This is a genomic window from Martelella limonii (assembly GCF_013344475.1).
Classification (GTDB): Bacteria; Pseudomonadota; Alphaproteobacteria; order Rhizobiales; family Rhizobiaceae; genus Martelella; species Martelella limonii.
The window spans coordinates 1-19524 of sequence record NZ_JABUOU010000009.1; the positions used below are offsets into that span (position 1 = coordinate 1).

Sequence of the window (19524 nt, forward strand, 5' to 3'; positions counted from 1 at the left end):
GCGACAACGTCACGGTTGACGTCGAGCTGATCGTTCCGATCGCGATGGAAGAAAAGCTGCGCTTCGCTATCCGCGAAGGCGGCCGTACCGTCGGCGCCGGCATCGTCGCCTCGATCATCAAGTAAGCGGCTGGCCTTCGGGCTGGTTGCAAATATGCACGGGGCGGGTTATCCGCCCCTGCAGATATTTGGAAAGCCTGGGCTGCAAGTTAACAACACGCCTGATCTGTGAGAGACGGCGCTGATAAGAACAAGACAAGGACGAGTCGCATGAACGGCCAGAATATCCGCATCCGCCTGAAGGCGTTTGACCACCGGATCCTTGATGCCTCGACGCGTGAAATCGTTTCGACGGCAAAGCGCACCGGCGCCAATGTTCGCGGTCCGGTTCCGCTTCCCACGCGGATCGAGAAGTTCACGGTCAACCGTGGTCCGCATATCGACAAGAAGAGCCGCGAGCAGTTTGAAATGCGCACCCACAAGCGCCTGCTCGATATTGTCGACCCGACTCCGCAGACCGTTGACGCGCTGATGAAGCTCGATCTGGCTGCCGGCGTGGACGTAGAAATCAAGCTCTGATCTTCAGGGCGAGGGATAATTAAACGGGACCAATCGATTGCGCCGTGAATGGCGTGAGGATGTCCCAAACGGAGACACGCAAGGGCCTCTGGTCTTTGCCGGAACTCTAAAAGGAACGAACCGATGCGTTCAGGTGTGATAGCACAGAAGGTGGGAATGACCCGCGTCTTCACAGACGCAGGAGAGCATATCCCTGTAACAGTTTTGCGAATGGACGGCTGCCAGGTCGTTTCCACGCGCACCAAGGAAAAGAACGGCTACACCGCCGTTCAGCTCGGCGCCGGCCGTTCGAAGGTGAAGAACACCTCGAAGGCACTGCGCGGCCATTTCGCTGCAGCCTCGGTTGAGCCGAAGGCCAAGCTCGTTGAATTCCGCGTGTCGGAAGACAACCTCCTCGATGTTGGCGCCGAACTGACGGCCAGCCACTTCGTTTCCGGCCAGCTCGTCGACGTGACCGGCACCACCATCGGTAAGGGTTTTGCCGGTGCGATGAAGCGCCACAACTTCGGCGGCCTGCGCGCCACCCACGGCGTATCGGTTTCGCACCGTTCGCACGGCTCGACCGGTTCCAACCAGGATCCGGGTAAGGTCTGGAAGGGCAAGCGCATGGCTGGCCACATGGGCCAGACCCGCGTCACGACGCAGAACCTCGAGGTTGTCCGCACCGATGAAGAGCGCGGCCTGATCCTCGTCAAGGGTGCCGTTCCCGGTTCGAAGGGCGCCTGGATCGTGGTTCGCGATGCCGTGAAGTCCGGTGTTCCTGAAAATGCGCCGCGGCCTGCAGGCCTGCGTGCGGCTGAAACCAATGGAGCCGAATAATGGATCTCACAGTTAAAACACTTGAGGGCAAGGACGCCGGCAAGGTCAGCCTGAAGGACGAGATCTTCGGCCTCGAGCCGCGCGAAGACATCCTCGCCCGCATGGTGCGCTACCAGCTCGCTGCCAAGCGTCAGGGTTCGCACAAGGTCAAGGGCCGCTCGGAAGTTTCTCTGACCGGCGCCAAGATGTACAAGCAGAAGGGCACAGGTAACGCCCGCCACCACGCCAAGCGTGCGCCGCAGTTCCGCGGCGGTGGTGTTGCCCATGGTCCGGTTGTGCGCGATCACGCTCACGATCTGCCGAAGAAGGTTCGTGCGCTTGCTCTGAAGCATGCGCTTTCGACCAAGGCCAAGTCCGAAGACCTGATCATCATCGACGATCTGGTTGCAAAGGAAGCCAAGACCAAGGCGCTGCTGTCGCAGTTCTCCGGTCTCGGGCTCGACAATGCGCTGATCATCGGCGGTGCGGAAGTGGATGGCAACTTCAAGCTTGCTGCCCGCAACATCCCGAATATCGATGTTCTGCCGGTTCAGGGCATCAATGTGTATGACATCCTGCGCCGCGGCAAGCTCGTGCTGTCGAAGTCTGCGGTCGAAGCTCTGGAGGAGCGATTCAAATGAGCGATATCCGCCATTACGACGTGATCGTTTCGCCGGTCATCACCGAGAAGTCCACGCTGGTTTCCGATAACAACCAGATCGTGTTCAATGTTGCCAAGGATGCAAGCAAGCCGGAGATCAAGGCCGCTGTCGAAGGTCTCTTCGGCGTGAAGGTCAAGGCCGTCAACACGCTTGTTCGCAAGGGCAAGATCAAGCGCTTCCGGAATTTCTCCGGCAAGCAGAAGGACGTCAAGAAGGCGATCGTCACCCTGGCTGAAGGCCAGTCCGTGGACGTGACGACCGGCGTTTGAAACAGACCCGTTAGGGTAAAGACCCAATAGGGAATGAGAAAATGGCATTGAAAACATTCAATCCGACAACGCCGAGCCAGCGCCAGCTGGTGATCGTCGAGCGTTCGGAGCTTTACAAGGGCAAGCCCGTCAAGGCTTTGACGCAGGGCCTGTCGTCCAAGGGCGGCCGCAATAACTACGGCCGCGTTACGGCGCGCTTCCAGGGCGGTGGCCACAAGCGCACCTATCGCATGATCGACTTCAAGCGTCGCAAGTTCGGCGTTGAGGGCACGGTCGAGCGTCTTGAGTACGACCCCAACCGGTCGGCCTTCATCGCGCTCATCAACTATGCAGACGGCGAACTGGCCTACATCCTGGCCCCGCAGCGTCTGGCAGTTGGCGACAAGGTGTCGGCTTCCGACAGCGCCATCGACGTGAAGCCGGGCAACGCGATGCCCCTGCAGAACATTCCGGTCGGCTCGATCGTGCATAACGTCGAGATGAAGCCGGGCAAGGGTGGCCAGATCGCCCGTTCGGCAGGCACCTACGTTCAGCTCGTCGGTCGCGACCAGGGCATGGCGATCCTTCGCCTGAACTCCGGTGAACAGCGTCTGGTGCCGGGCTCTTGCCTTGCAACGATCGGCGCTGTATCGAACCCCGACCATTCCAACACGAATGACGGCAAGGCCGGTCGTTCGCGCTGGCGGGGCAAGCGTCCGCATGTTCGCGGCGTCGTCATGAACCCGATCGACCACCCGCACGGTGGTGGTGAAGGCCGCACTTCGGGTGGTCGTCACCCGGTCTCGCCCTGGGGCAAGCCCACCAAGGGCAAGCGTACGCGCAAGAACAAGTCGACCGACAAGTTCATCATGCGTTCGCGCCACCAGAAGAAGAAATAAGAGAGGTAGTCTGAAATGGCTCGTTCAGTATGGAAGGGACCGTTTGTTGACGGCTATCTTCTCAAGAAGGCTGAGAAGGTTCGTGAAGGCGGCCGCCACGAAGTGATCAAGATCTGGAGCCGTCGCTCCACGATCATGCCTCAGTTCGTCGGCCTCACCTTCGGCGTCTACAATGGTTCGAAGCACATTCCGGTTTCGGTATCGGAAGAGATGGTCGGCCACAAGTTCGGCGAATTCGCGCCGACCCGTACCTATTATGGTCACGGCGCCGACAAGAAGGCGAAGAGGAAGTAACAATGGGCAAGACAAAAGCCGCACGTCGGCTTAAGGAAAATGAGGCGCAGGCTGTTACGCGCACGATCCGCGTCAGCCCGCAGAAGCTCAACCTCGTCGCCGCAATGATCCGCGGCAAGAAGGTTGACCGGGCGCTGGCCGAACTCGAATTCTCGCAGAAGCGGGTTTCCGAGACTGTTCGCAAGACGCTGGAATCGGCGATCGCGAACGCTGAAAACAACCACGATCTCGACGTTGACCAGCTCATCGTCGCGGAAGCCTATGTCGGCAAGTCGATTGTCGCCAAGCGCTTCATGGTTCGTGGTCGTGGCCGTGCATCGCGCATCCTGAAGCCGTTCTCGCACCTGACGATCGTCGTTCGCGAAGTCGAAGAGGAGGCCGCATAATGGGTCAGAAAATCAATCCGATCGGCTTCCGCCTCGGTATCAACCGCACCTGGGATAGCCGCTGGTTCGCAGACAACCACGAATATGGCAAGCTTCTTCACGAAGACCTGAAGATCCGCAGCTATATCCAGAAGGAACTGAAGCAGGCCGGCATTTCCAAGGTCGTGATCGAGCGTCCGCACAAGAAGTGCCGCGTGACGATCCACTCGGCGCGTCCGGGCCTGATCATCGGCAAGAAGGGCGCTGACATCGAAAAGCTGCGCCGCAAGCTCGCCACGATGACGGATTCGGAAATGCACCTCAACATCGTTGAAGTGCGCAAGCCCGAAACCGACGCCACGCTCGTCGCTCAGTCGATCGCTCAGCAGCTGGAACGCCGTATCGCGTTCCGCCGCGCCATGAAGCGTTCGGTTCAGACCGCGATGCGCATGGGCGCTGAAGGTATTCGTATCGTCTGCGGCGGCCGTCTCGGCGGCGCGGAAATCGCTCGTACCGAATGGTACCGCGAAGGCCGCGTTCCGCTTCACACGCTGCGCGCCGACATCGACTACGGTACGGCTGAAGCTGAAACCGCATACGGTATCTGCGGCATCAAGGTCTGGATCTTCAAGGGCGAAATCCTTGAGCACGATCCGATGGCCTCCGAGCGTCGCGCCACCGAAGGCGACAACAAGGGTAACAGCGGCAACAATCGCCGCCGCGAGAACGCCTGATTTCAGGCGTTCCGCGAAGTTCGGAGATAGAAGAAAATGTTGCAGCCAAAGCGTACAAAGTACCGCAAGCAGTTCAAGGGCCGCATCCATGGCGTTGCCAAGGGCGGCAGCGACCTGGCTTTCGGTGAATATGGGCTGAAGGCGCAGGAACCCAACCGCGTCAACGCACGTGAGATCGAAGCGGCCCGCCGCGCGATCACCCGTCACATGAAGCGTGCCGGCCGCGTATGGATCCGTATTTTCCCTGACGTTCCGGTCACCTCGAAGCCGACCGAAGTGCGTATGGGTAAAGGTAAGGGCGGCGTTGACTATTGGGCAGCCAAGGTCAAGCCGGGCCGGATCATGTTCGAAATCGACGGCGTGAGCGAAGACATTGCCCGCGAAGCCCTGCGTCTCGGCGCAGCCAAGCTTTCGGTCAAGACCCGCTTCATCCAGCGCATCGCCGAATAAGGAGTGGTACTGATGAAAACCTCTGACGTACACGCCATGACGGAAGACCAGCTCAAGGACGAACTCGTCAAGCTGAAGAAGGAGCAGTTCAACCTGCGCTTTCAGAAGGCGACCGGCCAGCTGGAACAGACGGGCCGCATCAAGCAGGTTCGTCGCGACATCGCGCGTGTAAAGACAATCGCAAGCCAGAAGGCTTCGGCCTCCAAGGCCTGAACGTAAGGGACCGACAAGAAAATGCCTAAACGCATCCTGCAAGGCGTTGTCGTTAGCGACAAGAACGATAAAACGGTCGTCGTCCGGGTAGAGCGTCGTTTCGCCCACCCGCTGCTTCAGAAGACCGTACGCCGCTCGAAGAAGTACAAGGCGCACGACGCCGAAAACCAGTACAAGACCGGGGACACCGTATTCATCCAGGAGTGCGCCCCGATCTCGAAGGACAAGCGCTGGACGGTGGTTTCCACCGTTTCCGCCGACGCTTGATCCGGAAATACAGGCAGTATTTCGCCACAGCCCTTGCGCTTTGGCGAAATTTCTGTATGTAGCACGGCAGAAGTGCAAAGGGCGTCCGGCAACGGGCGGCCTTTTCCGTAAGGGCGCTACCCCTTTGGGGAGGATCTCGATCCGAATGGCGGCCCTGAAAGACGCTACACCAAGACGCTCCGGCTCTTGAAACCGTGCCGCCGCAAGGCGACGCGATGGCCGGGTAAGGAATTTGAGCGGCCGCAGGCCTTGATGAAGGGCAGGCGGGCGCTTCGATACGTGTCGATTAAGCTGGTCTAGGGGGTATCCCAACCGGGCCGGTAACAACAAGAAGGCGACCTGATATGATTCAGATGCAAACAAACCTCGACGTGGCGGATAATTCCGGCGCACGTCGTGTCATGTGCATCAAGGTTCTGGGCGGCTCCAAGCGTAAATATGCCTCCGTCGGCGACATCATCGTCGTATCCGTAAAAGAGGCTGTTCCGCGCGGGCGCGTCAAGAAGGGCGATGTGATGAAGGCCGTTGTCGTTCGCACGGCAAAGGACATCCGCCGCGCTGATGGCTCGGTCATCCGCTTCGACGGCAACGCTGCCGTTTTGATCAACAACAACAAAGAGCCGATCGGTACGCGTATCTTCGGGCCAGTGCCGCGTGAATTGCGCGCCAAGAGCCACATGAAGATCATCTCCCTGGCTCCTGAAGTTCTGTAAGGGAGCGCGGAAAATGCAGAGAATCAAGAAGGGCGACAAGGTTGTCGTCATCGCCGGCAAGGACAAGGGCCGCACCGGTGAAGTGGTTTCGGTGTTCCCGAAGGAAGACCGCGCCGTCGTGTCCGGCATCAATGTCGTGCGTCGCCACCAGCGCCAGACGCAGACCGCCGAAGCCGGTATCATCACCAAGGAAGCGCCGGTTCATCTGTCGAACCTCGCCATTGCCGATCCCAAGGACGGCAAGCCGACCCGCGTCGGTTTCAAGATCGAGGGCGACAAGAAGGTGCGCTATGCAAAGCGTTCGGGAGATGTGATCGATGGCTGAAGCAAAGTACGAGCCGCGCCTGAAGAAGGTTTACGGCGAAAAGATCCGCGCTGAGCTGCAGGAGCAGTTCTCCTTCGCCAATGAGATGATGATCCCGCGCCTGGACAAGGTCGTGATCAACATGGGCGTCGGCGAAGCTGTGGGCGATTCGAAGAAGCCCGCAACCGCTGCTGCCGATCTTTCGGCAATTGCCGGCCAGAAGGCGATCATCACCCATGCGCGCAACTCCATCGCAGGCTTCAAGGTCCGCGAAGGCATGCCGATCGGCGCCAAGGTGACGCTGCGCGGCGCACGCATGTATGAATTCGTTGATCGCCTCATCAACATCGCGCTTCCGCGCGTTCGCGACTTCCGGGGTCTCAATCCGAAGAGCTTTGACGGCCGTGGCAACTTCGCCATGGGCATCAAGGAGCACATCGTGTTCCCTGAGATCGAATACGACAAGGTCGATCAGATGTGGGGCATGGATATCATCGTTTGCACGACGGCTCAGTCGGACGACGAAGCACGGGCGCTGCTCACAGCGTTCAACTTCCCGTTCCGCAAGTAACCGTAACGACGAGCGTAGAAAAGGAACAACGACATGGCTAAAGTAAGCGCAGTCGAGAAAAATAAGCGCCGCCGCGAGACGGTTGCACGGGATGCTGAAAAGCGTGCCGCGCTGAAGGCGATCATCATGGACCAGAAGCTTCCGATCGAGGAGCGCTTTCGCGCTACCCTGAAGCTTGCCGACATGCCGCGCGACGGCTCCAAGACGCGCATCCGCAACCGTTGCCAAGTGTCTGGCCGTCCGCGTGCGTATTACCGCAAGCTGGGCATGTCCCGTATCGCACTTCGTGACCTCGGCAACACCGGCAAAGTGCCCGGTATTGTCAAGTCGAGCTGGTAAGGAGGCGTTTCGATGGCAATGTCTGATCCCCTGGGTGATATGCTCACCCGTATCCGCAATGGTGCCTCGCGCCGCAAGTCTTCCGTGACCACGCCGGCTTCCAAGCTGCGTGCCCGCGTTCTGGACGTGCTGCAGGCAGAAGGCTACATCCGCGGCTACACCCAGACCGACTTCGACAACGGCAAGTCCGAGATCGAAATCGAGCTGAAGTACTACGAAAACGCTTCGGTGATCCGCGAGATCGCCCGCGTTTCCAAGCCGGGCCGCCGGGTTTATGTCTCGGTCAAGTCCATTCCGCAGATCGCAAACGGTCTGGGTATCACGATCCTCTCCACCCCCAAGGGTGTGATGGCTGATCACCAGGCGCGCGAACAGAATGTTGGTGGCGAGGTACTCTGCTCGGTCTTCTAAGACCTGAGCAGATCCTCCTAGCGAAACAGACAGGTAAACAAAATGTCTCGTATCGGTAAAAAGCCCGTTCAGGTTCCCAAGGGTGTGACTGCGTCGGTAGACGGCCAGAAGATCACTGCCAAGGGCCCGAAGGGTGAACTGTTCTTCGTCGCCAATGACGAAGTCAGCGTTTCGATGGAAGACGGCGCGATCGTCGTTTCTCCGATCAACCAGTCCAAGGAAGCCCGCTCCAAGTGGGGCATGTCCCGGACGATGGTTGAGAACATCATGAAGGGTGTCACCGACGGTTACGAGCGCAAGCTCGAGATCAACGGCGTTGGTTACCGCGCGGCGATGCAGGGCAAGAACCTGCAGCTCTCGCTCGGCTTCTCCCACGAAGTTGTGTATCAGCCGCCGGAAGGCATCACACTCGCCTGCCCGAAGCCGACGGAAATCACCGTCACCGGCATCGACAAGCAGCAGGTGGGTCAGGTCGCTGCGAACATTCGCGAATATCGCGGTCCCGAGCCCTACAAGGGCAAGGGCGTGAAATACGCGGAAGAGCGCATCGTCCGCAAGGAAGGCAAGAAGAAGTAAGGATCACGCGACATGGCTAGCAGGAAAGAAACAGTTGCACGCCGCGCCAGCCGCGTGCGTCGACAGCTCAAGAAGGTCGCAAACGGCCGTCCGCGTCTGTCGGTTCATCGTTCTTCGAAGAACATCTACGCCCAGATCATCGATGATGTTGCCGGCCGCACGCTGGCTGCCGCATCGACGCTCGACGCTTCGCTCCGCGGCGACCTGAAGACGGGGGCCGATCGCGCAGCCGCCGAGGCCGTTGGCAAGCTCGTTGCAGAGCGCGCCACCAAGGCCGGCGTCAAGGAAGTCGTGTTCGATCGCGGCGCCTTCATCTTTCACGGTCGCATCAAGGCTCTTGCCGATGGTGCCCGCGAAGGTGGTCTGAGCTTCTGATCAAGACTTGAGGCGCGCGGCAACGCGCGCTTCTCCCGCATCGGGACGATACTGTTCTTCAAGAGCCAAGTCGCCCGGTGTTTCACCGGCCGCCACGCCTGAGGGCTAGCGGCTTTCTCTTATGCCGATTGCACCCGGAAAAGAAAAAGGAACAGGACAATGGCACAGGAAAGACGGGGATCGCGCGACGATCGCCAGAACAACCGCGAAGAGCGCGACAGCGAATTTGTAGACAAGCTCGTCGCCATCAACCGCGTCGCCAAGACCGTCAAGGGCGGCCGTCGCATGGGCTTTGCCGCTCTCGTCGTCGTCGGCGATGGCAAGGGCCGCGTAGGCTTTGGCCACGGCAAGGCACGCGAAGTGCCGGAAGCGATCCGCAAGGCGACCGAAGCTGCCAAGCGCGAAATGATCTTCGTACCGCTGCGCGACGGCCGTACGCTGCATCACGACGTCAACGGCCGTCACGGCGCCGGCAAGGTTTTGCTGCGCACCGCCAAGGCCGGTACCGGTATCATCGCCGGTGGTCCGATGCGTGCTGTTTTTGAAACGCTGGGCGTTGCTGACGTGGTTGCCAAGTCGACCGGTTCGTCCAACCCCTACAACATGGTTCGCGCCACGTTTGATGCCCTGAAGAGCCAGGTCCATCCGAAGGACATTGCAGCTCAGCGCGGCCTCAAATACGCCACGCTGCAGGCTCGCCGCCAGGCCGCCGGCGCTGTCGTCGACGAGTAAGGGGAGGCATCAATGGCCAAAGCTAGCACCAAGAAGACTGTCACCGTTGAGCAGATCGGTAGCCCGATCCGCCGTCCCGCCGTCCAGCGCAAGACGCTGATCGGTCTCGGCCTCAACAAGATGCATCGTGTTCGCACCCTGGAAGATACGCCTTCCGTGCGTGGCATGATCAACAGCATTCCCCATCTCGTCCGCGTCGTCGACGAGAAGTGAGACGGGAGAACATCATGAAACTGAACGAAATCAAGGATCGCGAAGGCGCGACGCATTCGAAGAAGCGCGTTGGCCGTGGTATCGGTTCGGGCCTCGGCAAGACCGGCGGCCGTGGCGTCAAGGGTCAGAAGTCCCGTTCGGGCGTTGCCATCAACGGCTTCGAAGGCGGCCAGATGCCGATCTACCGCCGTCTGCCGAAGCGCGGCTTCGTCAACATCTTCGCGAAGGACTTCGCTGAAGTATCGCTCGGCCGCCTCCAGGCAGCCGTCGATGCCAAGAAGCTCGACGCCAAGAAGACGGTTACCGCCGAAGCGCTGAAGGAAGCCGGTGTGATTCGCCGCGTCAAGGATGGCGTTCGCGTCCTCGCTGACGGCGAACTCAAGGCAAAGCTTACGCTTGAAGTTGCCGGCGCCTCCAAGGCTGCCATCGAGAAGATCGAAAAGGCCGGTGGTTCGATCACCGTGGCCGGCGGCGCCAAAAACGCCGAATAATTCGACCTCGAACTGAAAAATCTACGCCCGGAGTGCTTCACACCGGGCGTTTTTTCTTCCATATGTGCCTCGGCCTCCCGGCTGGCTTTTCAAACTTGCCATGCGGGTGGTTCATCGTGAAGACGGCCCGCGTTCAATGGAGCGATGTCGCCTGTTACGATCGGGCAATTTTTCGCACCGGGCGCAAACCCGCGGCCGTGCGGCGACGCGGAGATACGCATGGCTTCTGCAGCGGAACAACTCGCATCCAATCTGAACTTCTCGACCTTCGCCAAGGCGACGGATCTGAAGAAGCGGATCTGGTTCACGCTTCTCGCACTTCTGGTGTACCGTCTTGGTACGCACATTCCGCTCCCCGGCATCAATCTCGACGCCTATGCCCAGGCCTTCAAGGGACAGTCCGAAGGCATTCTTGGCATGTTCAACATGTTCTCCGGCGGCGCTGTGCAGCGCATGGCGATCTTTGCGCTCGGGATCATGCCCTACATCTCTGCCTCCATCATCGTGCAGCTCCTGACGGCCGTTGTACCGTCGCTGGAAGCGCTGAAGAAGGAAGGCGAGCAGGGGCGCAAGATCATCAACCAGTACACCCGCTACGGCACGGTGGTGCTTGCTACGGCGCAGGCCTATGGCATTGCGATCGGTCTGCAGGCGGGCGCCAATCTCGTGACCGATCCGGGCTGGTTCTTCATCCTGTCGACGGTCGTCACGCTTGTCGGCGGCACCATGTTCCTGATGTGGCTCGGTGAGCAGATCACCTCGCGCGGCATCGGCAACGGCATTTCGCTGATCATCTTCTCCGGCATCGTCGCCGGTCTGCCGTCGGCCATCGGCAATATGCTGGAACTGTCGCGCGTCGGCTCGCTCTCGGCCTTCATCGCAATCCTGATCCTCGTGATCGTCGTTGCCGTGTTCGCTCTGATCGTGTTTGTCGAACGCGCCCAGCGCCGCCTTCTGATCCAGTATCCGAAGCGTCAGGTCGGCAATCGCATGTTCCAGGGCGATACCTCGCATCTGCCGCTGAAGCTCAACACTGCGGGCGTGATCCCTGCGATCTTCGCCTCGTCGCTGCTGCTTCTGCCGGCGACCCTTGCGGGCTTCACCGAATCGACGCTGCCGGGCTGGGCAACCGCGACCATCGCCGCGCTGGGCCACGGTCAGACGCTCTACATGATCGTCTATGGTCTGCTGATTGCCTTCTTCGCTTTCTTCTATACCGCGATCGTCTTCAATCCGAAGGAGACGGCCGACAATCTGAAGCGTCATGGCGGCTTCATTCCGGGCATCCGTCCGGGTGAGCGCACGGCGGAATACATCGACTACGTGTTGACGCGCATCACGCTCGTCGGCGCAGTCTATCTGGTCTTCGTCTGCATCCTGCCGGAAATGCTCGTGGCCCGCACTGGTGTGTCGCTGGCGCTTGGCGGTACCTCGCTGCTCATCATCGTGAGCGTGACGCTGGATACCGTGTCGCAGATCCAGGGACATCTGATCGCCCAGCAGTATGAGGGGCTGATCAAGAAATCGAAATTGCGGGGAGGAAAGAGGGGACGATGAGACTAATACTTCTGGGACCGCCGGGCGCCGGCAAGGGGACGCAGGCGCAGCGCATCGTTGCCGCACACGGTATTCCGCAGCTTTCGACGGGTGACATGCTGCGTGCAGCTGTCGCCGCCGAGACGGATGTGGGCAAGCAGGCGAAGGCGGTCATGGATGCCGGCGGCCTCGTCTCCGATGACATCGTGATCGCGATCGTTTCCGAGCGGATCGATCAGGATGACTGCAAGGACGGCTTTATTCTCGATGGTTTCCCGCGCACGCTGGTGCAGGCGGACGCCACCGAGAAGATGATGGCCGCAAAGGGCATCGAGCTTGACGCGGTGATCGAGATCCAGGTCAAGGACGAGGCGCTGACGGAGCGGATTGCAGGACGCTACAGCTGCGCCAAGTGCGGTACGGGCTATCATGACGCGTTCCACAAGCCTAAGGTGGACGGCGTCTGCGACAAGTGCGGTTCGACCGAATTCAAACGCCGTCCGGATGACAATCGCGAGACGGTAGAGAATCGTTTGCGAGCCTATTACAAGGAAACCGCACCGCTGATCGGTTACTACTATGCCAAGGGCAAGCTTTCCTCCGTGGACGGCATGGCCAGCATGGATGACGTGACCGCCAGCATCGAGAAGGTTCTTTCCACGCTTTGATCGGCTGGAAAGCCACAAATATAAAGGAATCGGTTGCAAAGGGCCGCCGTTTCCGCTATGAGCGCTCCAACTCGCGACATGGGGCAAGGCTGTAAAAGTCCTTTTGATTTCGATCAGGACGCGCCTTGTCACGAATATCGGTCGCGGCCGAGCAAATGAATGGCGGCTTGCCGCCAAAGAAACCGGCAGTTCTTGCGACATCGAACTGCCAATGAAAAATGCTAAGGAGAATCGGCGTGGCTCGTATTGCTGGCGTCAACATCCCGACTGCCAAGCGCGTTGTTATCGCGCTGCAGTATATTCACGGGATCGGACCGAAATTCGCTCAGGAAATCTGCGAGAAGGTTTCCATCCCGGCCGAGCGCCGCGTTCACGAACTGACGGACGCTGAAGTCCTGCAGATCCGTGAAGCGATCGACCGTGATTACATGGTGGAAGGCGACCTTCGTCGCGAAAACTCCATGAACATCAAGCGCCTGATGGACCTCGGCTGCTACCGTGGTCTGCGTCATCGTCGCGGCCTGCCGGTTCGCGGCCAGCGCACGCACACCAATGCCCGTACCCGCAAGGGCCCGGCAAAGGCGATTGCAGGCAAGAAGAAGTAATTTCACGGGACATTTCAGTTCCGGAAGAAGCCGGCGGGTTTGCGCCGGCTTTCTGCGTAGATGACGGGTCCCTGAAACGGGGGCTCGATGCGGGAAGGCGAAAGCCCGACCGCGATGCAAGGGATCAGGAAAGCTTTCGCCAAGGGCGAGGTTTTCCCGGTGGAGCCGCTGGTGCTACGGCGGTGTCGAGATCAACGAAAGGACTACCATGGCCAAGGAAGCCACACGCGTTCGCCGTCGCGAACGTAAAAACATTTCGTCGGGCGTTGCCCACGTCAACTCCTCGTTCAACAACACGATGATCACCATCACGGATGCGCAGGGCAATGCGATTGCCTGGTCTTCCGCTGGTGCCAAGGGCTTCAAGGGTTCGCGCAAGTCGACCCCGTTTGCCGCCCAGATCGCTGCCGAAGACTGCGCCAAGAAGGCTCAGGAACACGGCATGAAGTCGCTGGAAGTCGAAGTCTGCGGTCCGGGTTCGGGTCGTGAATCGGCTCTGCGCGCGCTCCAGGCTGCCGGTTTCGTCATCACCTCGATCCGCGATGTGACGCCGATCCCGCACAATGGCTGCCGCCCGCGCAAGAAGCGTCGCGTCTAATCATCTGTCAATTTGCTCCGGTGGTCTCGTTTGAGATCCCGGTTCTACGAAGCTCGGCCGTCACGATTGGATAGTGCGGCGAACGAAAGGTAGAAACATGATCCAGAAAAACTGGCAGGAATTGATCAAGCCCTCCAAGGTGGAATTCACCTCGAGCGGCCCCAAGAAGGCGACGCTGGTTGCCGAACCGCTGGAACGCGGCTTCGGCCTCACGCTCGGCAATGCGCTGCGCCGCATCCTTCTGTCCTCGCTGCGCGGCGCTGCCGTGACCGCGGTTCAGATCGATGGCGTTCTGCATGAATTCTCGTCGATCCCGGGTGTTCGCGAAGATGTCACCGACATCGTTCTCAACATCAAGGAAATCGCCATCCGCATGGAAGGCGACGAGGCCAAGCGCATGGTCGTGCGCAAGCAGGGCCCGGGTGTTGTCACCGCTGGCGATATCCAGACGGTTGGCGATATCGAGATCCTGAACCCCGACCTCGTGATCTGCACGCTGGACGAAGGCGCTGAAATCCGCATGGAATTCACCGTCAACAACGGCAAGGGCTACGTGCCTGCCGAGCGTAACCGCTCGGAAGACGCGCCGATCGGCCTCATTCCGGTCGACAGCCTCTACTCGCCGATCCGCAAGGTCTCCTACAAGGTTGAGAACACCCGTGAGGGCCAGGTTCTCGACTATGACAAGCTGCTGATGACCATCGAAACCGATGGTTCGGTCACCGGTGAAGATTCGGTCGCATTTGCCGCCCGCATCCTCCAGGATCAGCTTTCGGTCTTCGTGAACTTCGAAGAGCCGCAGAAGGATACCGAAGAAGACGACGTCACCGAACTCGCCTTCAATCCGGCCCTTCTCAAGAAGGTCGACGAACTCGAACTTTCGGTCCGTTCGGCCAACTGCCTGAAGAACGATAACATCGTTTATATCGGCGATCTCATTCAGAAGACGGAAGCGGAAATGCTGCGTACGCCGAATTTCGGCCGCAAGTCGCTGAACGAGATCAAAGAAGTGCTGGCCTCCATGGGCCTGCATCTGGGCATGGAAGTGCCGGCCTGGCCGCCGGAAAATATCGACGACCTCGCCAAGCGGTACGAGGATCAGTACTAACACGTCATACTGCAGGTTGATGCCTGCAAGTGAAGGAGAATAGCAATGCGCCATAAAAGTGCAGGCCGCAAGCTGAACAGAACCGCAAGCCATCGCAAGGCGATGTTTGCAAACATGGCAGTCTCGCTCATCGTTCATGAGCAGATCGTCACGACTGTGCCCAAGGCCAAGGAAATCCGTCCGATCGTCGAAAAGCTTGTCACGCTCGGCAAGCGCGGCGATCTGCATGCCCGCCGTCAGGCGATCGCGCAGGTCAAGGATGTCGAAGCCGTCAAGAAGCTCTTCGACGTTCTGGCATCGCGTTACGTTGACCGCAACGGCGGCTACACCCGCATCATGAAGGCCGGCTTCCGCCACGGCGACAACGCTCCGATCGCCGTGATCGAATTCGTTGACCGCGACGTGAACGCCAAGGGCGCCGCCGACAAGGCCCGCGTCGAAGCCGAAGCGGAAATGGAAGCAGCGTAAGCAGCGCTTTCAGGTCATATGAATTGAAGAGCCGGGTGCGCAAGCGCCCGGCTTTTTTGGCTTTCGGGGCGGTGTTTCACCCTTTCAATCGTTCTGTTGCACCGAAGCTTTGCGGTTCTCGATCGCCCTCTTGAGGCAGGGCTATCGTGAGGCAAAACACGACCGCCAGGCTGCTGGTTGCAGAGGACAGATGTTTTCGAAGGGCTGGCTCAGTCGAAAAGCCCGGCGAGCAGTCCAGCGGCAGTGTCCTCCGTCGCAGCGGACGAGGTCCTGATGCCATGCGCACGGGCGCTCTCAAGTGCCGCATCATTGTCGAGCAGCGACCGCGCGGCGAAGGCGTCGATCAGGGCGCGCTGGCTCGGGCTTTGTTCGTGGTAGCGGCTGCCGGCATGTATCCGTTCGATGATGTGAGCGGGGTCGGCATGAAGGAACACGCAGTGCACAGTCGCGCTTGCCCAGTCCGCCATATATTCGGGCCTCAATGCCGAGCCCTCAAGCAGGAGATTTTTATTGCGGAGAACGGTTTCGCCGATCAGTTCATCCAGCATCGGGCGCATGTTTTCGTGGTGCGCGAGCAGCAGCCAGTGAGTCGTGCCCGGCGAAAGACGGCTGTAGAATTCCGCGATCTCAGCTCGCGGCTCTGGCCAAGGGCGCCCTGGATGGCGGGCAAGTGCATCGGTCGATTGCAGCGGCCAGCCCCGCTTGTCGGTCATGTGCTTCGCGAGACTGGATTTGCCGGCATGTGACGAGCCGCCGATCAGAATGACGGTCATGGGTGGTTACTTCGCCTGATCGAGGCCGGCCTGCATCCGCGCTGCCTTCTTCTTGGCACGCCTTCGCGCCATGATCGTCGGGCGCGCGAAGCGATACCCCAGCAACAGCACGGCGATCGCGATATAGATCATGATCTCCAGGCCGATGACCTTGCGGGACATGGCGAAGTGGAGCGTGGCAAGGGCGGTGATCTCGTAGATGAAGGAGTGGATCAGCGTCCAGCCCTTCTTGAGCGTGCGGATCGACCAGTTGTTGGAGGTTATGGCCAACGGGATCAGCATCACGAGCGCCATCATGCCGAAGGTGATGAACGGCCGCTTGATGATGTCCTGAATGACCATGCCGACATCCATGCGCTGGTCGAGCACGAGATAGACCAGGAAGTGGAAGCAGACATAATAGAAGCCGAGCAGACCGAGCGCGCGGCGGTAGCGCATCATGTTGATCTCGGCGAGATCGCGCAGCGGCGTGATGCAGAGCGTGGCGAGGATGAAGCGCAGCGCCCAGATGCCGAGCACATGCTCGAAGGTCTTGACCGGATCGACGCCGAGTTGGTTGGTGGCGCCGAGATAGAAATACCAGATGGCAGGCGCCAGCCCGAGTGCATAGAGTGCCCAGACGGAGGCGGGGCGCCACCAGTTGGCTTTGGCGGCGGGGCGCCGCTTGGCTGCGATATCGCTCATGGCTCTGCTCAGTAGTTCTTCGCCAGGTCCATGCCGCTGTAAAGGCTAGCCACCTCATCGCCATAGCCGTTGAACATCAGCGTCGGGATCCGCTCGCCGCCGAAGAAGCCGCTGCCTTCGCCGATCACGCGCTCGGAGGCCTGGCTCCAGCGCGGGTGGGGCACGTTCGGGTTCACATTGGCGTAAAAGCCGTATTCGTTCGACTGCAGCAGGTTCCAGCTATTGGGCGGCTGCTTGTCGGTCAGCGTCATTTTCACGATCGATTTGATGCCCTTGAAGCCGTATTTCCACGGCACGACCAGCCGCATCGGCGCGCCGGACTGGTTCAGAAGCGTCTTGCCGTAGAGCCCGACGGCGATGATCGTCAGCGGGTGATAGGCCTCGTCAAGCCTCAGACCCTCGACATAGGGCCAGGGCATGGGTTGTCCGAAGCCGCTCTGGCCCGGCATCTCGCTCGGGCGCACCACGGTTTCGAAGGCGACGTATTTCGCAGAGCCCGTCGGCTCCGCCATGGCGAGGATCGATTTCAGCGGAATGCCGACCCAGGGTATCACCATCGACCACGCCTCGACGCAGCGCATGCGATAGGTGCGGTCCTCAAGCGGGAACTTGCTCAGCAGGGTTTCTATATCGACGGTCTGCGGCTTCTGTACCATGCCGTCGATCTCGAAGGTCCAGGGGTAGGGCTGGAACTTGCCGGAGTTGCGGTAGGGGTCTTCCTTGCCGGTCCCGAACTCGTAGAAATTGTTGTAGTGGGTGATGTCCTCGTAGCTCGTGACCTTGCGGTCCGCAGGCGGTGCGATCGGGCCCTTGACCGTCTTCAGGTCCTCACCCTGGGCGAGGTCCGTGCCTGCCGCGAACGCGCCGGGAGCAGCGGCAAAGGTCGCACCGGCGGCAAGCCCCGCCAGAAGCGTACGCCGCTTCAGATAAAGATGTTCGGGCGTAATCTGTGAAGAGGGAATATGCGGCGGCTTGTAAGCGGACATCGAAATGCCTCCCGTTCATGATGAACTCATTACGAGGGAGGATCGCTGATAGATTGTGTTTTCACAAGAAACATCGCGACCACATTTTTGTGTAGGGGGCGTGAAAGGCTTGAGCGCTGCTCAAGGCATGGTTTTGCCGGCGCTAAAAGCTCTCAGCTTTCGTGGTCGGCCGCAGGTTGCGATATTCCCTCTCCCAGAAGTTCCTCGACAAACCATGCTGCAAACTGTGCACGTCCGGAAACGCCGGCCTTGGCATAGATCCGGGTCATCTGCGCGCGCACTGTTCCCTGTGCCGATCCGCGAAGGCGGGCAATTTCCGCCAGATCTATGCCCTTCAGGGCGAGCATGCCGACTTCCCGCTCCGCCATCGTCAGCCCCCAGATGTCGAACTGGGTTTCGATGATTCGCACGAAATCGCCGCGGGCTATATCGAGCGCGCGTCCTTGTGCTGCCATGCGCTCCAGCGTCAGCCGAAGCTGCCAGCCCGCCATGAAGATGCCGAGCACCAGAACGAATGCGGTCAACGCCTCGATGATCGACTCGGCATTCACCGGCGCATCGGCAAGATCCCGGATGGCATCGGCGACGAAGAACAGGGCTGCCACGCTCTGCAGCATCATGAAGATCGCAAGGGCGATCGTTTGCGACCGCCCTTGCCGTGCTGGTTTGCGGGTTTTCGTCAACGCGGCGGACCCTTGATCATCGGACGCAACAGATTTCTCCTGAGTGCGTAGCTTTCGGCCGCAACGCCTGCCACGTGAACGAGTGCCAGTATTAGCATCAGATTGGCTGCTGTCTCGTGTATCTCTTTCACGATTTCGCCCGAGTCCTCGGAGGTTTCCTCCCCCCCGCTGTCCCCTGCAAGCACGGACCAGTCGCCCTGTTCGACCGCGGTCCGCTCCTTTGCGATGGCGATCGGCGTTTTCGCGTCGGTCATTATCAATCCCGTCGCGATCACCACCGCAAGACATGCCCAGAGCGCATAGACCATAATCGCCCCGGCCGGGTTGTGCGAGGGATATTCCTTCGGCTTGCCATGTATCAGCGAGACGAGATGCGATATCGCAGCGCGCGGATCCGGAAGGAAGGCGGCAAACCGGGCCTCCCGCGGGCCGATGAAGCCCCAGACCAGTCGAATGAACAGAACCGCCATCGCAATCCATCCGATCCAGATGTGGACGGCTCCGCCCGGCTCCGAGAGCAGGCCGTTGATGATGACGGCGGCGGCGATGAGCCAGTGGCTGAGGCGCACCACCGGGTCCCACGGGTTGGGCGGGGCAACCGCTGCCCCTGTCCCTGTTCGGCTTCCGGTCGACATTTCAGTCTTTCCCGGAAATTCTGGCGATCGCACCGGTCTTCGGGTTGATGTAGACTTCGTGCATCTTCTTGTTCTCATCATAGCACTTCGCCTCGATCATGCCGCCTTCGGCTTCGAAGCCCTTGAGGTTGCAGCCAGCCTTTTGCAGGGCGGCGGCAGCATCGGTCGGATTGGTGCCGACGATATCGCCGACGGCGGGCATTGCGAGGGCGGCGACAGGGGCGGCAATCAGCGACACCGCGAGAACCATGGAACGGATCATGAGCGTTTCCTTTCTTGGGAAGGCGCGCCGGAAGTGGCACGCAACAGCCTCGATCTGCTGTCTGAAGGCCTCGCCGTCCATCTGCTTATGGCTGAGCCTGGCCCGCGTAAGCGATTGCTTATGAGGCTGGCTCGCGTTTTCACCGCAACCGTACCGGAGAGTACCGTTTTGTCGCCAACCGATAGTGACAGTCCTGTCAATATGGGTTACCACCACCCACAAGCGGCGATATCTGCGTGAAGCGCAGGCGCACATTGAGGAGGACCTGAAAGGTCATATGTGCTG

At 60.0% G+C, this 19524-nt stretch carries 34 protein-coding genes; 28 read left to right on the plus strand and 6 right to left on the minus strand.

Annotated elements, in window-relative coordinates; genetic code table 11:
• The 28 genes from HPQ62_RS16460 to rplQ form a co-directional block, all read left to right on the plus strand.
• The coding region (locus HPQ62_RS16460) for an EF-Tu C-terminal domain-related protein (protein WP_483308175.1) at positions 1-125 on the plus strand (125 nt) is incomplete at its 5' end.
• Between the two features lie 144 nt (positions 126-269).
• On the plus strand, positions 270-578 hold the full coding sequence (rpsJ, locus tag HPQ62_RS16465) for a 30S ribosomal protein S10 (protein ID WP_018065614.1): 309 nt from the start codon (positions 270-272) through the stop codon (positions 576-578).
• 123 nt (positions 579-701) lie between these two features.
• On the plus strand, positions 702-1397 hold the full coding sequence (rplC, locus tag HPQ62_RS16470) for a 50S ribosomal protein L3 (RefSeq protein ID WP_174803667.1): 696 nt from the start codon (positions 702-704) through the stop codon (positions 1395-1397).
• On the plus strand, positions 1397-2017 hold the full coding sequence (gene rplD / locus HPQ62_RS16475; protein WP_174803668.1) for a 50S ribosomal protein L4: 621 nt from the start codon (positions 1397-1399) through the stop codon (positions 2015-2017). The genes rplC and rplD overlap by 1 nt, the downstream gene beginning before the upstream one ends.
• Positions 2014-2307, plus strand: coding sequence for a 50S ribosomal protein L23 (locus HPQ62_RS16480; RefSeq protein ID WP_174803669.1), 294 nt, complete (start codon positions 2014-2016; stop codon positions 2305-2307). The genes rplD and HPQ62_RS16480 overlap by 4 nt, the downstream gene beginning before the upstream one ends.
• Before the next feature lie 41 nt (positions 2308-2348).
• On the plus strand, positions 2349-3185 hold the full coding sequence (gene rplB / locus HPQ62_RS16485) for a 50S ribosomal protein L2 (protein ID WP_174803670.1): 837 nt from the start codon (positions 2349-2351) through the stop codon (positions 3183-3185).
• Between the two features lie 15 nt (positions 3186-3200).
• Positions 3201-3479 carry a 30S ribosomal protein S19 gene (gene rpsS, locus HPQ62_RS16490; RefSeq protein WP_024708105.1) on the plus strand — a complete coding sequence of 93 codons (279 nt, stop codon included), beginning with the start codon at positions 3201-3203 and terminating at the stop codon, positions 3477-3479.
• Positions 3480-3481: 2 nt separating this feature from the next.
• Positions 3482-3865 carry a 50S ribosomal protein L22 gene (gene rplV, locus HPQ62_RS16495; protein WP_174803671.1) on the plus strand — a complete coding sequence of 128 codons (384 nt, stop codon included), beginning with the start codon at positions 3482-3484 and terminating at the stop codon, positions 3863-3865.
• Positions 3865-4578 (plus strand): 30S ribosomal protein S3, encoded by a 714-nt coding sequence (gene rpsC, locus HPQ62_RS16500; RefSeq protein WP_174803672.1) that lies wholly within the window; start codon positions 3865-3867, stop codon positions 4576-4578. The genes rplV and rpsC overlap by 1 nt, the downstream gene beginning before the upstream one ends.
• 36 nt (positions 4579-4614) lie before the next feature.
• Positions 4615-5028, plus strand: a complete 414-nt coding sequence (gene rplP, locus HPQ62_RS16505; RefSeq protein WP_018065606.1) for a 50S ribosomal protein L16 — start codon at positions 4615-4617, stop codon at positions 5026-5028.
• Between the two features lie 12 nt (positions 5029-5040).
• Positions 5041-5241, plus strand: coding sequence for a 50S ribosomal protein L29 (gene rpmC, locus HPQ62_RS16510; RefSeq protein ID WP_174803673.1), 201 nt, complete (start codon positions 5041-5043; stop codon positions 5239-5241).
• A 21-nt stretch (positions 5242-5262) separates the two neighbouring features.
• Positions 5263-5508, plus strand: a complete 246-nt coding sequence (rpsQ, locus tag HPQ62_RS16515; RefSeq protein WP_174803674.1) for a 30S ribosomal protein S17 — start codon at positions 5263-5265, stop codon at positions 5506-5508.
• Positions 5509-5852: 344 nt separating this feature from the next.
• Positions 5853-6221, plus strand: a complete 369-nt coding sequence (gene rplN, locus HPQ62_RS16520) for a 50S ribosomal protein L14 (RefSeq protein WP_018065603.1) — start codon at positions 5853-5855, stop codon at positions 6219-6221.
• Positions 6222-6234: 13 nt separating this feature from the next.
• On the plus strand, positions 6235-6546 hold the full coding sequence (rplX, locus tag HPQ62_RS16525; RefSeq protein ID WP_174803675.1) for a 50S ribosomal protein L24: 312 nt from the start codon (positions 6235-6237) through the stop codon (positions 6544-6546).
• Positions 6539-7096, plus strand: coding sequence for a 50S ribosomal protein L5 (rplE, locus tag HPQ62_RS16530; protein WP_174803676.1), 558 nt, complete (start codon positions 6539-6541; stop codon positions 7094-7096). Before rplX ends, rplE begins: the two co-directional genes overlap by 8 nt.
• Positions 7097-7129: 33 nt before the next feature.
• A complete protein-coding gene (rpsN, locus tag HPQ62_RS16535) occupies positions 7130-7435 on the plus strand; it encodes a 30S ribosomal protein S14 (RefSeq protein ID WP_174803677.1) in 306 nt (101 codons plus the stop codon).
• A gap of 12 nt (positions 7436-7447) precedes the next feature.
• Positions 7448-7846, plus strand: a complete 399-nt coding sequence (gene rpsH / locus HPQ62_RS16540; RefSeq protein ID WP_174803678.1) for a 30S ribosomal protein S8 — start codon at positions 7448-7450, stop codon at positions 7844-7846.
• A 42-nt stretch (positions 7847-7888) separates the two neighbouring features.
• Positions 7889-8422: a 50S ribosomal protein L6 gene (gene rplF, locus HPQ62_RS16545; RefSeq protein ID WP_174803679.1), complete on the plus strand. Its 534-nt coding sequence runs from the start codon at positions 7889-7891 to the stop codon at positions 8420-8422.
• Between the two features lie 12 nt (positions 8423-8434).
• Positions 8435-8797 (plus strand): 50S ribosomal protein L18, encoded by a 363-nt coding sequence (rplR, locus tag HPQ62_RS16550; RefSeq protein WP_174803680.1) that lies wholly within the window; start codon positions 8435-8437, stop codon positions 8795-8797.
• A gap of 159 nt (positions 8798-8956) precedes the next feature.
• Positions 8957-9529 (plus strand): 30S ribosomal protein S5, encoded by a 573-nt coding sequence (gene rpsE, locus HPQ62_RS16555; protein WP_174803681.1) that lies wholly within the window; start codon positions 8957-8959, stop codon positions 9527-9529.
• A gap of 12 nt (positions 9530-9541) precedes the next feature.
• On the plus strand, positions 9542-9742 hold the full coding sequence (gene rpmD / locus HPQ62_RS16560; protein WP_174803682.1) for a 50S ribosomal protein L30: 201 nt from the start codon (positions 9542-9544) through the stop codon (positions 9740-9742).
• Between the two features lie 14 nt (positions 9743-9756).
• The gene (rplO, locus tag HPQ62_RS16565; protein ID WP_174803683.1) at positions 9757-10233 is read left to right on the plus strand and encodes a 50S ribosomal protein L15; all 477 of its coding nucleotides are present in this window, start codon (positions 9757-9759) and stop codon (positions 10231-10233) included.
• A 219-nt stretch (positions 10234-10452) separates the two neighbouring features.
• Positions 10453-11790, plus strand: a complete 1338-nt coding sequence (gene secY / locus HPQ62_RS16570; RefSeq protein WP_174803684.1) for a preprotein translocase subunit SecY — start codon at positions 10453-10455, stop codon at positions 11788-11790.
• On the plus strand, positions 11787-12437 hold the full coding sequence (locus HPQ62_RS16575; RefSeq protein ID WP_174803685.1) for an adenylate kinase: 651 nt from the start codon (positions 11787-11789) through the stop codon (positions 12435-12437). The genes secY and HPQ62_RS16575 overlap by 4 nt, the downstream gene beginning before the upstream one ends.
• A 236-nt stretch (positions 12438-12673) precedes the next feature.
• Positions 12674-13042 carry a 30S ribosomal protein S13 gene (gene rpsM / locus HPQ62_RS16580; protein WP_174803686.1) on the plus strand — a complete coding sequence of 123 codons (369 nt, stop codon included), beginning with the start codon at positions 12674-12676 and terminating at the stop codon, positions 13040-13042.
• Between the two features lie 208 nt (positions 13043-13250).
• Positions 13251-13640 carry a 30S ribosomal protein S11 gene (gene rpsK, locus HPQ62_RS16585; RefSeq protein WP_018065590.1) on the plus strand — a complete coding sequence of 130 codons (390 nt, stop codon included), beginning with the start codon at positions 13251-13253 and terminating at the stop codon, positions 13638-13640.
• A gap of 97 nt (positions 13641-13737) precedes the next feature.
• A complete protein-coding gene (locus HPQ62_RS16590) occupies positions 13738-14748 on the plus strand; it encodes a DNA-directed RNA polymerase subunit alpha (RefSeq protein ID WP_174803687.1) in 1011 nt (336 codons plus the stop codon).
• Between the two features lie 45 nt (positions 14749-14793).
• The gene (rplQ, locus tag HPQ62_RS16595) at positions 14794-15216 is read left to right on the plus strand and encodes a 50S ribosomal protein L17 (RefSeq protein ID WP_174803688.1); all 423 of its coding nucleotides are present in this window, start codon (positions 14794-14796) and stop codon (positions 15214-15216) included.
• Positions 15217-15425: 209 nt separating this feature from the next.
• On the opposite strand, the gene HPQ62_RS16600 is transcribed toward rplQ, so the two are convergent.
• The 6 genes from HPQ62_RS16600 to HPQ62_RS16625 all read right to left on the minus strand — a co-directional run bounded on the left by HPQ62_RS16600 (position 15426) and on the right by HPQ62_RS16625 (position 19239).
• Entirely contained in the window at positions 15426-15989 is a 564-nt protein-coding gene (locus HPQ62_RS16600; protein WP_174803689.1) for an ATP-binding protein, read from the minus strand.
• Positions 15990-15995: 6 nt separating this feature from the next.
• Entirely contained in the window at positions 15996-16673 is a 678-nt protein-coding gene (msrQ, locus tag HPQ62_RS16605; protein WP_174803690.1) for a protein-methionine-sulfoxide reductase heme-binding subunit MsrQ, read from the minus strand.
• 8 nt (positions 16674-16681) lie between these two features.
• Positions 16682-17659: a protein-methionine-sulfoxide reductase catalytic subunit MsrP gene (gene msrP, locus HPQ62_RS16610; RefSeq protein WP_174803691.1), complete on the minus strand. Its 978-nt coding sequence runs from the start codon at positions 17657-17659 to the stop codon at positions 16682-16684.
• 152 nt (positions 17660-17811) lie between these two features.
• Positions 17812-18342, minus strand: a complete 531-nt coding sequence (locus HPQ62_RS16615; protein ID WP_174803692.1) for a helix-turn-helix transcriptional regulator — start codon at positions 18340-18342, stop codon at positions 17812-17814.
• A complete protein-coding gene (locus HPQ62_RS16620; RefSeq protein ID WP_174803693.1) occupies positions 18339-18977 on the minus strand; it encodes a cytochrome b/b6 domain-containing protein in 639 nt (212 codons plus the stop codon). The genes HPQ62_RS16615 and HPQ62_RS16620 overlap by 4 nt, the downstream gene beginning before the upstream one ends.
• 1 nt (position 18978) lies before the next feature.
• The gene (locus HPQ62_RS16625; protein WP_244629749.1) at positions 18979-19239 is read right to left on the minus strand and encodes a PepSY domain-containing protein; all 261 of its coding nucleotides are present in this window, start codon (positions 19237-19239) and stop codon (positions 18979-18981) included.
• Between the last annotated feature and the right edge of the window lie 285 nt (positions 19240-19524).

Coding starts and splice junctions, on each gene's coding strand:
- rpsJ (WP_018065614.1), top strand. CDS start 270: ATGAACGGCCAGAATATCCGCATCCGCCTGAAGGCGTTTGACCACCGG.
- rplC (WP_174803667.1), top strand. CDS start 702: ATGCGTTCAGGTGTGATAGCACAGAAGGTGGGAATGACCCGCGTCTTC.
- rplD (WP_174803668.1), top strand. CDS start 1,397: ATGGATCTCACAGTTAAAACACTTGAGGGCAAGGACGCCGGCAAGGTC.
- HPQ62_RS16480 (WP_174803669.1), top strand. CDS start 2,014: ATGAGCGATATCCGCCATTACGACGTGATCGTTTCGCCGGTCATCACC.
- rplB (WP_174803670.1), top strand. CDS start 2,349: ATGGCATTGAAAACATTCAATCCGACAACGCCGAGCCAGCGCCAGCTG.
- rpsS (WP_024708105.1), top strand. CDS start 3,201: ATGGCTCGTTCAGTATGGAAGGGACCGTTTGTTGACGGCTATCTTCTC.
- rplV (WP_174803671.1), top strand. CDS start 3,482: ATGGGCAAGACAAAAGCCGCACGTCGGCTTAAGGAAAATGAGGCGCAG.
- rpsC (WP_174803672.1), top strand. CDS start 3,865: ATGGGTCAGAAAATCAATCCGATCGGCTTCCGCCTCGGTATCAACCGC.
- rplP (WP_018065606.1), top strand. CDS start 4,615: ATGTTGCAGCCAAAGCGTACAAAGTACCGCAAGCAGTTCAAGGGCCGC.
- rpmC (WP_174803673.1), top strand. CDS start 5,041: ATGAAAACCTCTGACGTACACGCCATGACGGAAGACCAGCTCAAGGAC.
- rpsQ (WP_174803674.1), top strand. CDS start 5,263: ATGCCTAAACGCATCCTGCAAGGCGTTGTCGTTAGCGACAAGAACGAT.
- rplN (WP_018065603.1), top strand. CDS start 5,853: ATGATTCAGATGCAAACAAACCTCGACGTGGCGGATAATTCCGGCGCA.
- rplX (WP_174803675.1), top strand. CDS start 6,235: ATGCAGAGAATCAAGAAGGGCGACAAGGTTGTCGTCATCGCCGGCAAG.
- rplE (WP_174803676.1), top strand. CDS start 6,539: ATGGCTGAAGCAAAGTACGAGCCGCGCCTGAAGAAGGTTTACGGCGAA.
- rpsN (WP_174803677.1), top strand. CDS start 7,130: ATGGCTAAAGTAAGCGCAGTCGAGAAAAATAAGCGCCGCCGCGAGACG.
- rpsH (WP_174803678.1), top strand. CDS start 7,448: ATGGCAATGTCTGATCCCCTGGGTGATATGCTCACCCGTATCCGCAAT.
- rplF (WP_174803679.1), top strand. CDS start 7,889: ATGTCTCGTATCGGTAAAAAGCCCGTTCAGGTTCCCAAGGGTGTGACT.
- rplR (WP_174803680.1), top strand. CDS start 8,435: ATGGCTAGCAGGAAAGAAACAGTTGCACGCCGCGCCAGCCGCGTGCGT.
- rpsE (WP_174803681.1), top strand. CDS start 8,957: ATGGCACAGGAAAGACGGGGATCGCGCGACGATCGCCAGAACAACCGC.
- rpmD (WP_174803682.1), top strand. CDS start 9,542: ATGGCCAAAGCTAGCACCAAGAAGACTGTCACCGTTGAGCAGATCGGT.
- rplO (WP_174803683.1), top strand. CDS start 9,757: ATGAAACTGAACGAAATCAAGGATCGCGAAGGCGCGACGCATTCGAAG.
- secY (WP_174803684.1), top strand. CDS start 10,453: ATGGCTTCTGCAGCGGAACAACTCGCATCCAATCTGAACTTCTCGACC.
- HPQ62_RS16575 (WP_174803685.1), top strand. CDS start 11,787: ATGAGACTAATACTTCTGGGACCGCCGGGCGCCGGCAAGGGGACGCAG.
- rpsK (WP_018065590.1), top strand. CDS start 13,251: ATGGCCAAGGAAGCCACACGCGTTCGCCGTCGCGAACGTAAAAACATT.
- HPQ62_RS16590 (WP_174803687.1), top strand. CDS start 13,738: ATGATCCAGAAAAACTGGCAGGAATTGATCAAGCCCTCCAAGGTGGAA.
- rplQ (WP_174803688.1), top strand. CDS start 14,794: ATGCGCCATAAAAGTGCAGGCCGCAAGCTGAACAGAACCGCAAGCCAT.
- HPQ62_RS16600 (WP_174803689.1), bottom strand. CDS start 15,989: ATGACCGTCATTCTGATCGGCGGCTCGTCACATGCCGGCAAATCCAGT.
- msrQ (WP_174803690.1), bottom strand. CDS start 16,673: ATGAGCGATATCGCAGCCAAGCGGCGCCCCGCCGCCAAAGCCAACTGG.
- msrP (WP_174803691.1), bottom strand. CDS start 17,659: ATGTCCGCTTACAAGCCGCCGCATATTCCCTCTTCACAGATTACGCCC.
- HPQ62_RS16620 (WP_174803693.1), bottom strand. CDS start 18,977: ATGTCGACCGGAAGCCGAACAGGGACAGGGGCAGCGGTTGCCCCGCCC.
- HPQ62_RS16625 (WP_244629749.1), bottom strand. CDS start 19,239: ATGATCCGTTCCATGGTTCTCGCGGTGTCGCTGATTGCCGCCCCTGTC.